Annotated in this window: 12 protein-coding genes; 6 read left to right on the top strand and 6 right to left on the bottom strand. The window is 64.1% G+C overall.

Annotation, left to right across the window (positions count from 1 at the left end; translation table 11 throughout):
• Positions 1–2: 2 nt before the first annotated feature.
• The 5 genes from topA to N7E70_RS19040 form a co-directional block, all read right to left on the bottom strand.
• Positions 3–2,615: a type I DNA topoisomerase gene (topA, locus tag N7E70_RS19060; protein WP_067962489.1), complete on the bottom strand. Its 2,613-nt coding sequence runs from the start codon at positions 2,613–2,615 to the stop codon at positions 3–5.
• Positions 2,616–3,056: 441 nt separating this feature from the next.
• Positions 3,057–4,190 carry a DNA-processing protein DprA gene (dprA, locus tag N7E70_RS19055; protein ID WP_263007291.1) on the bottom strand — a complete coding sequence of 378 codons (1,134 nt, stop codon included), beginning with the start codon at positions 4,188–4,190 and terminating at the stop codon, positions 3,057–3,059.
• Positions 4,187–4,798 (bottom strand): glycerol-3-phosphate 1-O-acyltransferase PlsY, encoded by a 612-nt coding sequence (gene plsY, locus N7E70_RS19050; protein ID WP_263007290.1) that lies wholly within the window; start codon positions 4,796–4,798, stop codon positions 4,187–4,189. Before plsY ends, dprA begins: the two co-directional genes overlap by 4 nt.
• Positions 4,799–4,826: 28 nt before the next feature.
• The gene (locus tag N7E70_RS19045) at positions 4,827–6,113 is read right to left on the bottom strand and encodes a dihydroorotase (protein WP_263007289.1); all 1,287 of its coding nucleotides are present in this window, start codon (positions 6,111–6,113) and stop codon (positions 4,827–4,829) included.
• Positions 6,110–7,075 carry an aspartate carbamoyltransferase catalytic subunit gene (locus N7E70_RS19040; RefSeq protein WP_067962480.1) on the bottom strand — a complete coding sequence of 322 codons (966 nt, stop codon included), beginning with the start codon at positions 7,073–7,075 and terminating at the stop codon, positions 6,110–6,112. Before N7E70_RS19040 ends, N7E70_RS19045 begins: the two co-directional genes overlap by 4 nt.
• Before the next feature lie 184 nt (positions 7,076–7,259).
• Between N7E70_RS19040 and N7E70_RS19035 the strand changes: the two genes are divergently transcribed.
• Positions 7,260–8,888 carry an acyl-CoA dehydrogenase family protein gene (locus N7E70_RS19035; protein WP_182573865.1) on the top strand — a complete coding sequence of 543 codons (1,629 nt, stop codon included), beginning with the start codon at positions 7,260–7,262 and terminating at the stop codon, positions 8,886–8,888.
• A 193-nt stretch (positions 8,889–9,081) separates the two neighbouring features.
• Positions 9,082–9,417 (top strand): DUF6105 family protein, encoded by a 336-nt coding sequence (locus tag N7E70_RS19030; RefSeq protein ID WP_263007288.1) that lies wholly within the window; start codon positions 9,082–9,084, stop codon positions 9,415–9,417.
• Here the strand turns inward: N7E70_RS19030 and ruvX are convergent.
• Positions 9,356–9,841 (bottom strand): Holliday junction resolvase RuvX, encoded by a 486-nt coding sequence (gene ruvX / locus N7E70_RS19025; protein ID WP_263007287.1) that lies wholly within the window; start codon positions 9,839–9,841, stop codon positions 9,356–9,358. The genes N7E70_RS19030 and ruvX overlap by 62 nt on opposite strands.
• 146 nt (positions 9,842–9,987) lie before the next feature.
• Between ruvX and N7E70_RS19020 the strand changes: the two genes are divergently transcribed.
• The 4 genes from N7E70_RS19020 (at position 9,988) to gatC (ending at position 11,733) form a co-directional block, all read left to right on the top strand.
• Entirely contained in the window at positions 9,988–10,695 is a 708-nt protein-coding gene (locus N7E70_RS19020) for a metal-dependent hydrolase (protein WP_263007286.1), read from the top strand.
• A 23-nt stretch (positions 10,696–10,718) separates the two neighbouring features.
• Positions 10,719–10,949 carry an Imm27 family immunity protein gene (locus N7E70_RS30930; RefSeq protein ID WP_442866521.1) on the top strand — a complete coding sequence of 77 codons (231 nt, stop codon included), beginning with the start codon at positions 10,719–10,721 and terminating at the stop codon, positions 10,947–10,949.
• Positions 10,946–11,362: a hypothetical protein gene (locus N7E70_RS19015; protein WP_246765288.1), complete on the top strand. Its 417-nt coding sequence runs from the start codon at positions 10,946–10,948 to the stop codon at positions 11,360–11,362. Before N7E70_RS30930 ends, N7E70_RS19015 begins: the two co-directional genes overlap by 4 nt.
• A gap of 83 nt (positions 11,363–11,445) precedes the next feature.
• Positions 11,446–11,733 (top strand): Asp-tRNA(Asn)/Glu-tRNA(Gln) amidotransferase subunit GatC, encoded by a 288-nt coding sequence (gene gatC, locus N7E70_RS19010; protein ID WP_067962472.1) that lies wholly within the window; start codon positions 11,446–11,448, stop codon positions 11,731–11,733.
• Positions 11,734–11,746 lie beyond the last annotated feature (13 nt).

Here is an 11,746-nt window from a genome sequence, read left to right as displayed (position 1 = left end):
GCCTAGTCCTTCTTCTTGGCCTTGCTGGCGGCCGCTTTCTTGGTTGTGCTGGCCGCCGGCTTCTTGGCGGCTCGGGCAGGCTTCTTGGCGCCACCGCCTTTCGCCTCTTTTTCGGCTATCAGCGCGAGTGCCGTTTCCATCGTCACGGTGGCCGGATCGGTGTTCTTCGGCAAGGTAGCATTGACCTTGCCGAAATTGACATAGGCGCCGTACTTGCCGTCGCGCACGGTGACGTTGCCGCCCCCGGCGGGGTGTTCGCCGAGATCCTTCAACGCCGCCGGCGTACCGCCGCCGCGTCCGCCCTTGCCCTTGGCCTGCTTTTCGGCAAGCACCGTGACCGCGCGGTTGAGGCCGATCGAGAACACGTCCTCGATGCTTTCGAGATTGGCATAAGCACCGTCATGCAGCACGAACGGGCCGTAGCGGCCAAGCCCGGCCGAGATCATCTTGCCCGTCTCTGGGTGCTGGCCGACATCGCGTGGCAGTGCCAGCAAGGCGAGCGCCTTTTCGTGATCGATGGACGCAGCCGCCCAGCCCTTGGGCAGGCTGGAGCGCTTGGCGTCCTTGCCGTCACCGCGCTGGATGTAGGGGCCGAAGCGGCCGCTGCGCAGCGTGATCTCTTCATTGGTGTAGGGATCGCTGCCCAGAACCTTGGTGCCGTCTTCGAGGCCGCCATTGTCGCCGTTGCCGCCGGGGCCGTCGAGCTGGCGGGTGAAGCCGCATTCGGGATAGTTGGAGCAGCCGACGAAGGCGCCGTACTTGCCGAGCTTGAGCGACAGGTTGCCGGTGCCGCATTTCGGGCAGATACGCGGGTTCGATCCGTCCTCGCGTTCCGGGAAGACCAGTGGCGCGAGTTCCTCGTTCAGCGCGTCGAGCACGTTGGTGACGCGCAGTTCCTTGATCTCGTCGACCGCACCCGAGAAGTCCTTCCAGAAATCGGCCAACACGTCGCGCCAGGCGAGCTTGCCGTCCGAGACTTCATCGAGCTTTTCCTCGAGCGAGGCGGTGAAGTCGTACTCGACATAGTGCCGGAAGAAACTCTCCATGAAGGCCGTGACCAGCCGGCCCTTGGCCTGGGGCACGAGCTTGCGGTTCTCGATCTTCACATAGTCGCGGTCCTCAAGCGTCTTGAGCGTGGCGACATAGGTCGAGGGCCGGCCGATGCCGAGCTCTTCCATCTTCTTGATGAAGCTGGCTTCGGAGTAGCGGGGCGGCGGCTCAGTGGTGTGATGGCTGGCGTCGACGCTCTCGCGCTTCAGCGTTTCGTCGGCGCGGATCTCGGGCAGGCGACGGCTTTCCTCGTCTTCCGAATCCTCGTCCTTCTGCTCGGTATAAGCGGCGATGAAGCCGTCGAAGCGGGTGACCGAACCGACGGCGCGCAGGCCGGCGATTCTTGACCCGTTGCGCGCCTCGATCTCGACCGTGGTGCGCTCGATCTCGGCCGGCTGCATCTGGCTGGCAATGGCGCGCTTCCAGATCATCTCATAGAGCCGGGCCTGGTCGGCATCGAGGAATTTGCGCATCTCTGCCGGCGTGCGATTGAAGTCGGTCGGCCGAATGGCTTCGTGCGCTTCCTGGGCGTTCTTGGCCTTGGTGGTGTACTGGCGCGCCTTTTCGGGCAGGTACTTTGTGCCGAATTCCTTGGCGATGGCATTGCGTGCGGCTTCGATCGCCTCCGGCGCCATCTGGACGCCGTCGGTACGCATATAGGTGATCAGGCCGGCGGTCTCGCCACCGATCTCCATGCCTTCATAGAGGCGCTGGGCGACCTGCATGGTGCGGCTTGCCGAGAAGCCGAGGCGCGACGACGCAGCCTGCTGCAAGGTCGAGGTGGTGAAGGGCGCGCTCGGGTTGCGCCGGGTCGGCTTGGCCTCGACCGACAGTGTCTTGAAGCTTGCGCCATCGAGCATCGCCTTGATGTCATCGGCCATGGCCTGTGACGAGATGTCGAGCTTCTGCAGCTTCTTGCCGTCGAAGGCGGTCAGCCTGGCTTCAAAGTTTTCGGCACGCGGCGTGCCAAGGATGGCGGCGATCTGCCAATATTCCTCACGCACGAAACGTTCGATCTCGGCTTCGCGGTCGCAGACGAAGCGCAAGGCCACCGACTGCACGCGGCCAGCCGAACGGGCGCCGGGCAGTTTGCGCCACAGCACAGGCGACAGGGTGAAGCCGACAAGATAGTCGAGCGCGCGGCGCGCCAGATAGGCATCGACCAGCGGCGGGTCGATCTCGCGCGGGTTGGAGATGGCTTCGAGCACGGCCTGCTTGGTGATCGAGTTGAAGGCGACGCGCTTGATCGTCTTGTCCTTCAGCACGCGCTTCTGCTTCAGCACCTCGAGTACGTGCCAGGCGATGGCTTCACCTTCGCGATCCGGATCGGTTGCGAGGATCAGGCCGTCGGCTTCCTTGACCGCCTTGGCGATATCGCTGAGCCGCTTGGCCGATGCGGTGTCGACCGACCAGGACATGGCAAAATCGTCTTCCGGCTTCACCGAGCCGTCCTTGGCCGGCAAATCGCGGACATGGCCGAACGAGGCGAGAACCTTGTAGTTCCGGCCCAGGTACTTGTTGATGCTTTTCACCTTGTTCGGTGACTCGACGACAACGACGTCCATATGTGGCTGATTTTCCAGTGAAGCGCCCAAACAACGGCAAACGGCGCGTGGCGAAGATTTTCAATTCGCTCGTCACATGGCCGCGCTTTTCGGTCCGGTCAAGGGGAAGGGGGCAAAAACGACGGTGAAGAACCGGATTGCAATCCTGGGTATATTAATTCATCCGATTGCAATCTATACTAGATTTGCTGAATGTCCACCATCGCCGGTTGAGCCGGCCATTGGCGTTGAAATCGGCCTTGGTCACGCGACTCACGCGGGGCGGCAGAGGGCCCCTTCCGGACAAGCAGGCACCTGCGCAAAGGCGGGCCAAAACTCTTGATTCCATACTGTCGATGCCTGGCCAGCTCGGCATCCTGGTCGACGCCTCGCGGCACACCCGCTTGTCTGATCGACATGGCCTATGTCGAAGCCGCCGGTGTCGCCCCCGGCGAGCGCCCGTCACATGTCGGGCTCAACGAGCGAAACACGCCCGCCTGAATGGCGCTCAAGCCGACCGGCGAGGTCGAGCTCCAGAAGGATCATGAAGATCTGCGCCGGATGAAGCCCGGTGTGGCGGATCAATTCATCGACCTCGACTGGAACCGGGCCGAGCGCCTCGATCACCCGGGCGCGGTCGCCGTCGACGGGTGGCGGTGTCGCGGTGAAATCAGGCGGTTCCTCGAGTCTGGCCGGTGCAAAAGGCTGGCGTCCAACCAGCGGCGCTAGAGCTTCCAGCACGTCGGCAGCCTCTGTCACCAGCGTCGCGCCATCCTTGAGCAGGCCGTTGCTCCCGGCGGCGCGTGGGTCGAGCGGCGAGCCGGGCACGGCGAAGACCAGGCGTCCCATCTCGCCGGCAAGCCGCGCGCTGATCAGCGAACCCGAACGTTGAGCCGCCTCGACGACGACAAGTCCGAGCGCCAGGCCGGCGACGATGCGGTTGCGGCGCGGAAAGTCCTGGGCGCGTGGCTCCCAGCCGAACGGCATTTCGGAGACGATGGCGCCGCGTTCGGCGATCTCGTCGCAGAGGCCGACATTCTCGGGCGGGTAGGGGCGATCGATGCCGCCGGCCAGGACACCGACCGTGCCTGTGTTGAGGCTGCCCTGATGGGCCGCGGTGTCGATGCCGCGGGCCAGTCCCGAGATCACGCCATAGCCGTTGCGACCAAGCTCCGAGGCAAGCATGCGCGCCATCTTGATGCCGGCGAGCGAGGCGTTGCGCGCGCCGACGATGGCCACCGGCGGCAAGCCGAAGACGGCAGCGGTGCCCTTGACGGCGAGCAGCGGCGGTGGGTTGTCCATGCGCGTGAGCGTCTGCGGGTAGTCGTGCTCGCCAAGCGCAACGAAGCGCGCGCCGCATCTGCGCGCCAGCTGCATCTCCGTCTCTGCCTCGGCCATCGAGGGAACCCGAACCGGGCGGTTTGCGCCCCCGGCCATCATGATTTCGGGCAGCATCTCAATTGCCGTTTCGGCGGATCCGAAGCGGTTGATCAGGTCGCGAAAACTTGCGGGGCCGACATTTGGCGTACGGATCAGGCGCAGCCAATGAAGCCGCTGCCGGTCGCTGAGATGCGGCCCGGCGGCGGCGCGGGTCATCCCTTGGACCCGATCCGCGATTCAGTGCCGGCAAGCAGACGCGAGATGTTGGCGCGGTGGCGGATGAAGACGATCAGGCTCATCAGGGCCAGCAGGCCGGCGGCCTTGGGCATGTCGATCATATAAAGAGCAATCGGCACGACGATGGCGGCAGTCAGCGCGGCGAGCGACGAGTAGCGGCTGACGAAGGCGACGAGCAGCCAGGTAACGGCGAAGGCAAGCGCGCCGAGCCCCGACAGGCCGAACAGCACGCCGAGATAGGTGGCGACGCCCTTGCCGCCCTTGAAGCCGAGCCAGATCGGATAGAGATGGCCGATAAAGGCGCCGAGGCCGGCCGCAAGGGCCGCGTCGTGGCTCCAACGCGAAGCGACAAGCACAGCCACCGTGCCCTTGAGCGCGTCGAGCAGCAGCGTTGCTGCCGCCAGCTTCTTGTTGCCGGTGCGCAGCACGTTGGTGGCGCCGATATTGCCGGAGCCGATCTTGCGCACGTCGCCGAGGCCGGCCGCGCGGGTCAGCAGCAGGCCGAACGGAATCGAGCCGAGGGCATAGCCGAATACGGCGGCCGCGATGAGCACGTGCATGGCCGTCGGAAAAATGTCATCCGGCATCAAGGTCTGTGGTCTCCCCCGTGGCCTATCAGGCCGAAAACACTGTGCGTCCGCCGACCAAGGTTTTCAAGACCTTGCCTTGCAGCCTCGCGCCTTCGAAGCAGGTGTTCTTGGAGCGCGAGCGGATGTCGGCCTCGCGCACCAGCCACGGCTCGCCAAGATCGACAAGCGCCAAATCTGCAATCGAACCGGGCTTCAGCGTGCCGCCCGGCAGGCCGAACAGCTTTGCCGGGGCGGTCGAAAGTGCATCGATGATGCGCAGCAGCGGCACTTCGCCATTGTGGTGCAGGCGCAAGGCCACGGCCAGCAGCGTCTCCAGGCCGATCGCGCCGACGGCGGCGTCGGCAAAGGGCAGACGCTTGGTGTCGACGTCCTGAGGGTCGTGCGAAGAAACGATCAGGTCGATTGTGCCGTCCTTCAACGCCTCGATCATGGCGATGCGGTCTTCCTCGGCGCGCAAGGGCGGCGCCAGCCGGAAGAAAGTGCGGTATTCGCCGACGTCGTTTTCGTTGAGCGACAGACTGTTGATCGAGACGCCTGCTGTGACCTTGGCGCCGTCGGCCTTGGCGCGCGACACGGCACTTGCCGCCATCGCGGTCGAGATCTTTGCCGCGTGATAGTTTCCGCGGGTCAGCCGGGCGAGCGCCAGGTCGCGCTCGAGCGGGATGGTCTCGGCCTCGCGCGGAATACCCGAAAGACCGAGCCAGCTGGCGTAGAGGCCTTCGTTCATCACGCCTGTCGAGGCGAGATCGGCGTCCTGCGTCTCGTGGGCGATCACCGCGTCGAAGTCGCGGGCATAGGTCAGCGCCCGGCGCATCATCAGTGAGCTGGCGATGGTGTGGCGGCCGTCGGTGAAGGCGACAGCACCAGCTTCGCGCAGCAGGCCGAACTCGGTCATCTCATGGCCGTCAAGGCCCTTGGTGACGGCAGCGGCGGGAAAGACGTTGACCGAGGCTGTTTCCTTGGCAGTGCGCAGGACGAACTCGACCAGCGCGACATTGTCGATGACAGGATCGGTGTCGGGCATCATCACGATCGAGGTTACGCCGCCGGCGGCCGCCGCGATGCTGGCCGAGGCAATCGTCTCGCGATGTTCGCCGCCGGGTTCACCGATGAAGACGCGGCCGTCGATCAGGCCGGGAATGATCGCCTTGCCGGCGCAGTCGATGACCTCGGCGCCGCCTGGTATGCCCTGGTTGAGCGCGTCTGCGCCTGCGGCGACGATCTTCTTGCCGTCCACGATGACGGTGCCAGTCTCATCGATGCCGCGCGAAGGGTCAACGAGGCGGGCGCGCTGGAAAACCGTGATGCTCATGCGTTCTTTCCGTCGCGATTGCGGCGCGGGTCGAGCAGCGCTTCCATCACCGCCATGCGCACGGCGACGCCCATTTCCACTTGTTCCTGGATGACGCTCTGCGGGCCGTCGGCGATCTCCGAGGCGATTTCCACGCCGCGGTTCATCGGGCCGGGGTGCATCACCAGCGCGTCGGGCTTGGCCGCCTTCAGCTTTTCGGCGTCGAGGCCGTAGTAGCGGAAATACTCGCGTACCGAAGGGACGAATGCGCCGGCCATGCGTTCGCGCTGCAGGCGCAGCATCATGACGACGTCGGCGTCCTTCAGGCCCTCGGCCATCGATTGCGTCACCTCGACGCCCATCTGGGCGATGCCGGAAGGCAGCAACGTCGAAGGAGCCACGACCTTGATGCGGGCGCCGAGCGCATTGAGCAGCAGGATGTTGGAGCGGGCGACGCGCGAATGCAGGATGTCGCCGCAGATCGCCACCGTAAGATGAGCAATGCGGCCCTTGGCGCGGCGGATGGTCAGTGCGTCGAGCAACGCCTGCGTCGGGTGCTCATGCGCGCCGTCGCCGGCATTGACCACCGAGCAGCCAACCTTTTGCGCCAACAGTGCGGCGGCACCCGCCGACTGGTGGCGAATGATCAGGATGTCGGGCCGCATCGCGTTCAGCGTCATCGCCGTGTCGATCAGCGTTTCGCCCTTCTTCACCGAAGAGCTCGCCACGGACATGTTCATCACGTCGGCGCCGAGGCGTTTTCCGGCGAGCTCGAACGACGATTGCGTGCGCGTCGAGGCTTCATAGAACAGATTGATCTGGGTTCTGCCCCGCAACGTCGAAGTCTTCTTCTCCGACTGACGCGAAATGGAGACGGCCGCGTCGGCGCGGTCGAGCAATATTTCGATGTCGAATGGAGAAAGGTCGCGGATGCCAAGAAGATGGCGGTGCGGGTAGGGCGGCAGGGACGATAGGTCTGTCATCTCAAGGCGCTGCTATAGGCTGTGCTTAGGTGACCCGCAAGCCGGCATTTCATCGATGAAAGTTCTCCCACGGGATTTTCGTCGCTTCCAAGCTGGGCCATAAGCTATCGATAAGCATTTCGGCTATAAAGCCGGCCATGGCTGCGGATTCGTGCCCGTCGCCCACACCGATGAAGGACAAGGCGTGACGCAGGACGTGCCGAACCAGCCCCCTCCGTTGACGGGCAGCAATGCCTGGCGCGGTGACCCGCTGCTGATCCAGATCGCGGAAGGCTTCTCCGATCCCGTGCGCCGTGACCTCGACGGGCTCGGCCGCTTCGTGCTGACTCATGAAGCGCAGGACCTGGCGCGGCTCGCCAACAGCGAAGTGCCGAAGCTCAGGACCCATGACCGCCAGGGCCGCCGTATCGATCAGGTCGAGTTCCATCCCGCCTATCACGCGCTGATGCGCCGCTCGATTGCGGGCGGCCTGCATTCCTCCGTCTGGGAGAATGGCGGCACCGAGACCGGCCGCCGCCACCAGGTGCGCGCGGCGCGCTTTTATCTGACAGCACAACTCGAATGCGGGCATCTGTGCCCGATCACCATGACCAATGCCTCGCTTGCTGCCTTGATGGCGAGCCCGAAGCTGTTCCGCGAATGGGCGCCGCGTGTCACCACGCGCAAATATGACCAGGCGCAGAAGCCGCCGGTCGAAAAGACCGGCCTGACGCTCGGCATGGGAATGACCGAGAAGCAGGGCGGCACCGACGTGCGCGCCAACACCACCAAGGCCGAGCGTGCCGGCGGCAGTTTCTACCGGCTCACCGGTCACAAATGGTTCATGTCGGCGCCGATGTCGGATGCCTTCCTGATGTTGGCGCAGGCGCCCGAAGGGCTGTCATGCTTCCTCGTTCCGCGCATATTGAGCGACGGCTCGGCCAACGGGCTGCAGTTCCAGCGCCTGAAGGACAAGCTCGGCAACCGCTCGAATGCCTCGTCGGAAGTCGAAATCCAGGGCGCCATCGGTGACCTCGTCGGCGAACCGGGCGGCGGCATCAAGACGATCATGGACATGGTGACGCTGACGCGACTCGACTGCGCCGTCGCCTCCTCGGCGATCATGCGGGCAGGGCTTGCGGAAGCCGTCCATCATACCCGTCACCGCCAGGTGTTCGGTGCCAATCTTGTCGATCAGCCCCTGATGCAGCGCGTGCTGGCCGACATGGCGCTTGATGTCGCCGGCGCGACCGCGCTCGCCTTCCGCCTGGCACGTTCCTTTGACGAAGCGGCATCGGATCGCGGCGAGGCGGCCTTTGCCCGCGCCATGACGCCCGTCGTCAAATACTGGGTCTGCAAGATCGCGCCGGCGCTGCTCTACGAGGCGATGGAGTGCCTCGGCGGCAACGGCTATGTCGAGGAAGCGCCGCTGGCCCGCTATTATCGTGAGGCGCCGGTCAACGCGATCTGGGAGGGCTCGGGCAATGTCATGGCGCTCGACGTGCTGCGCGTTCTGCAGCGCGCGCCTGGCCTGTTCGAGGATGTACTGGCTACACTTGAGCGCGACCTTGGGCCCGGTGGACGCAGTGTGCTCGGCGTGCTCCGCGCAGCCATGCAGGTGGCATCGTCGGACGAGGGCTCGGCACGCATCCTGACCGAACAACTGGCAATCTCGGCGGCCGCTGCCGAACTGCGCCGCATGGGGGCAGGGCGGATCGCCGACGCCTTCATCGAGACCCGTCTCGCCGGCCAGTGGCGCGGCACCTACGGCATGCTCGACGCGCGCCACGATTCGCGCCTGATCATCGATACGCTCTATCCACAGGTGGGCTGACACGTTCCGGGTCACAGGCCGTCCCATTTTCGGACAGCTGCGGCCAAATTAACCTTAACAAATGGTTTACGTTGCGCGTCGCAGGCGCAGGGCCCACTGTCTTTTGCAAAGAAGCAGGAATCCCGATGCCGGTCCTTTCGAACCAGTTCCAGGGCGATGAAGCCGCCAGACCGCCGGCCAGAGGTAGCGTCTGATGCGCTATATTTTCGCCGTTTGGGCTGCGCCGCTGGTCCTGTTCTGGGGCTGGTACTTCCTGTCGATCAACGACCTCCATTTCGGTTACCCGATCCTGAGCCGCGCCCTGAACCTGGCGATCTTCGACCTCTATGGCGAATTGCTCGGCGTCGAAGCGGCCAAGATTCCGTGGATGATCGGCAAGGCCTGCATCATCGACACATTCATCCTTTTGGGAATCTGGGCGTTCCGCCGCCGCAAGCTGATTGCCGAGAAGGTGAGGGGCTGGCGCTCTAATCCCCGGCCAGAGATGCGTCGAGTGTCTGAAGCCGGTCGAGTACACCCTGCAAAATAAAGGCGGCGGCGGCCGAATCGATGCGGCCGTCACGCTTCTTGCGCGAGACGTCCATCTCGATCAGCGCGCGTTCGGCGGCGACCGTCGACAGCCGCTCATCCCAGAACAGGAACGGCAGGTCGGTCAGGTTGGCTGCGTTGCGCACGAAGGCGCGCGACTTCTGGGCGCGTGGCCCCTCGGAGCCATCCATGTTGATCGGCAGGCCGATGACGATCGCACCGGTGTTCTCCTTCGCCAGCATGGCAAGCAAGGCGGCCACGTCGAGCGTGAATTTCTTGCGGATGATGACTTGGCGCGGATGCGAGAAGGAGAGGCCGCGATCGGAGACAGCAACGCCGATCGTCTTGTCGCCGAGGTCGAGCCCGGCTAGCGTCTTTCCGCCGGCCAGCAGCCCGGGCAGTTGTTCAATCGTAACGATGGCCAAGCGGCTTTCCTCTATGAATTGCCGGATGCGTGCGCCCGGACGGGCAGCGCAGGTCCTAACACCTTGAATTTACGTATCGGCCTCTTTGAAAGGGGCTTCGTGCGTTCTATCCTTTGGCCGACGAAATGACGAGGAGTGCCGAAACGATGAAGCTGACCTGGTATGGACATTCGGCATTCCGGATTGAAGTCGCTGGCGCTACCATTCTGATCGACCCGTTCCTGACCGGCAATCCGTCATGGGGACAGTCCTGGGAGCAGGCCGCAGAGGGCGTCACCCATGTGCTTCTGACGCACGGCCATGACGACCATATCGGCGATGCCGCAGCGATCCTGAAGAAGACCGGCGCCATGCTCGTCGCCAATTTCGAGATCTGCATGTATCTCGTCGGCCAGGGTGTCGGCGACAAGCAGATCAATCCCGGCAACATCGGTGGCACCGTCGACTGCGGCAGCTTCACTACCACCTTCGTTGCGGCGCTGCATTCGTCGTCGGTCAGCGGGCCGAATGGCGGCAACGTCTATCTCGGCAATCCCGGTGGCCTGGTGCTGCATTTCGCCGAGGAGCGCACGCTTTATCACATGGGCGATACAGACATCTTCTCCGATATGGCGCTGATCAACGAACTGCACGAACCGGCCATCGGCATCGTACCTATCGGCGACCGCTTCACCATGGGCGGTGCTGTGGCGGCCCTTGCCTGCCGGCGCTTCTTCAAGTTCGAAACCGTGCTGCCATGCCACTTCGCCAGCTTCCCGATCATCGACCAGACGGCGGAACAGTTCGTCGCCGGGCTCGAAGGCTCTGGTGTCGAGGTGGTGTTGCCCAGGGTTGGCGTGGCGACTGACATTTGAGCTGGCTGTGCCGTGGCGTCAACGTGGTGGGGCCAACTGTGGAAGGCGAAGTAGAATGTCGCGGCGCCGAGGCGATCGAGCGCACAAGGCGGTTGAGATTGCTCAAGACGGACCCAGAAAACTGGACGAATGAGTATGTTGACGACAAGTCAGGTGACGTCTGGTTGTTGGACTATCCTGACCCTGAAACGCATGGCGGTGGCCCGCCGAGAATACGGAAGATTCGCACTAAAGGTAGCGGAGACCGGCAATGAAGATCTGGCGCATTCTAGCAGTGTCCTGGTTGGCAGCGTTCGGCACCTCGGCCCATGCCGTCGACTTCATCAAGGGCGTCTATCTTCAGTCCGAGGAGCTCTGCGCCCAGGCCAAGAAGGATTCGCTGCAGTCGGTCATCGACGCCGGCAGCCTTGTCCTGTCGGCGGACGGGCTCGAAAGCGTCGAATACAATTGCGAGTTTCTCAATGTCACCCGGGCGACGCGGGCGCCTGCATGGGCGGTGACCGCCGTGTGCCAGGAGCCCGGGCATCTGTTCCCAGACACGCTCTCCATCCTCGAACTCAGCCCGACGCAACTCGAGCTCGTTTCGGTGCGCCAGGTCGATCCCGAGGGCGGCCAGACCGACAATGGCGGCACCTACGTGCTGTGCGATGGCGTCGCCATGCCATGAGCATGATCATCGATGTTGCACCGCGCGCGCCGCGCCGTTATAGCCCGACCTGACCAAATTTACCGGCTTTCCGGAGTTTTTCGATGTCCGTTGATCTCAAGACCGTCAAGCGCGTCGCGCATCTCGCCCGTATCGCCGTGAGCGAGGACGATGCCCAGCGCATGACCGGCGAATTGAACGCTATCCTCGGCTTCGTCGAGCAGCTCAACGAGGTCGACGTCACGGGCGTCGAGCCGATGACGTCGGTCACGCCGATGGAGATGAAGAAGCGCGTCGATGCTGTCACCGACGGCAACAAGGCGGCCGACATCGTCGCCAACGCGCCTGCCACCGACGAGAATTTCTTCCTTGTGCCGAAAGTGGTGGAATAGGCCCTGCCGGCCA

It is taken from the genome of Aminobacter sp. NyZ550 (assembly GCF_025628925.2).
Lineage (GTDB): Bacteria > Pseudomonadota > Alphaproteobacteria > Rhizobiales > Rhizobiaceae > Aminobacter > Aminobacter ciceronei.
This window is presented reverse-complemented; position numbering and strand designations above follow the sequence as displayed.

Coding starts and splice junctions, on each gene's coding strand:
- N7E70_RS19040 (WP_067962480.1), bottom strand. CDS start 7,075: ATGACAGACCTATCGTCCCTGCCGCCCTACCCGCACCGCCATCTTCTT.
- gatC (WP_067962472.1), top strand. CDS start 11,446: ATGTCCGTTGATCTCAAGACCGTCAAGCGCGTCGCGCATCTCGCCCGT.
- topA (WP_067962489.1), bottom strand. CDS start 2,615: ATGGACGTCGTTGTCGTCGAGTCACCGAACAAGGTGAAAAGCATCAAC.
- N7E70_RS19030 (WP_263007288.1), top strand. CDS start 9,082: ATGCGCTATATTTTCGCCGTTTGGGCTGCGCCGCTGGTCCTGTTCTGG.
- N7E70_RS19020 (WP_263007286.1), top strand. CDS start 9,988: ATGAAGCTGACCTGGTATGGACATTCGGCATTCCGGATTGAAGTCGCT.
- dprA (WP_263007291.1), bottom strand. CDS start 4,190: ATGACCCGCGCCGCCGCCGGGCCGCATCTCAGCGACCGGCAGCGGCTT.
- plsY (WP_263007290.1), bottom strand. CDS start 4,798: ATGCCGGATGACATTTTTCCGACGGCCATGCACGTGCTCATCGCGGCC.
- N7E70_RS19015 (WP_246765288.1), top strand. CDS start 10,946: ATGAAGATCTGGCGCATTCTAGCAGTGTCCTGGTTGGCAGCGTTCGGC.
- N7E70_RS19045 (WP_263007289.1), bottom strand. CDS start 6,113: ATGAGCATCACGGTTTTCCAGCGCGCCCGCCTCGTTGACCCTTCGCGC.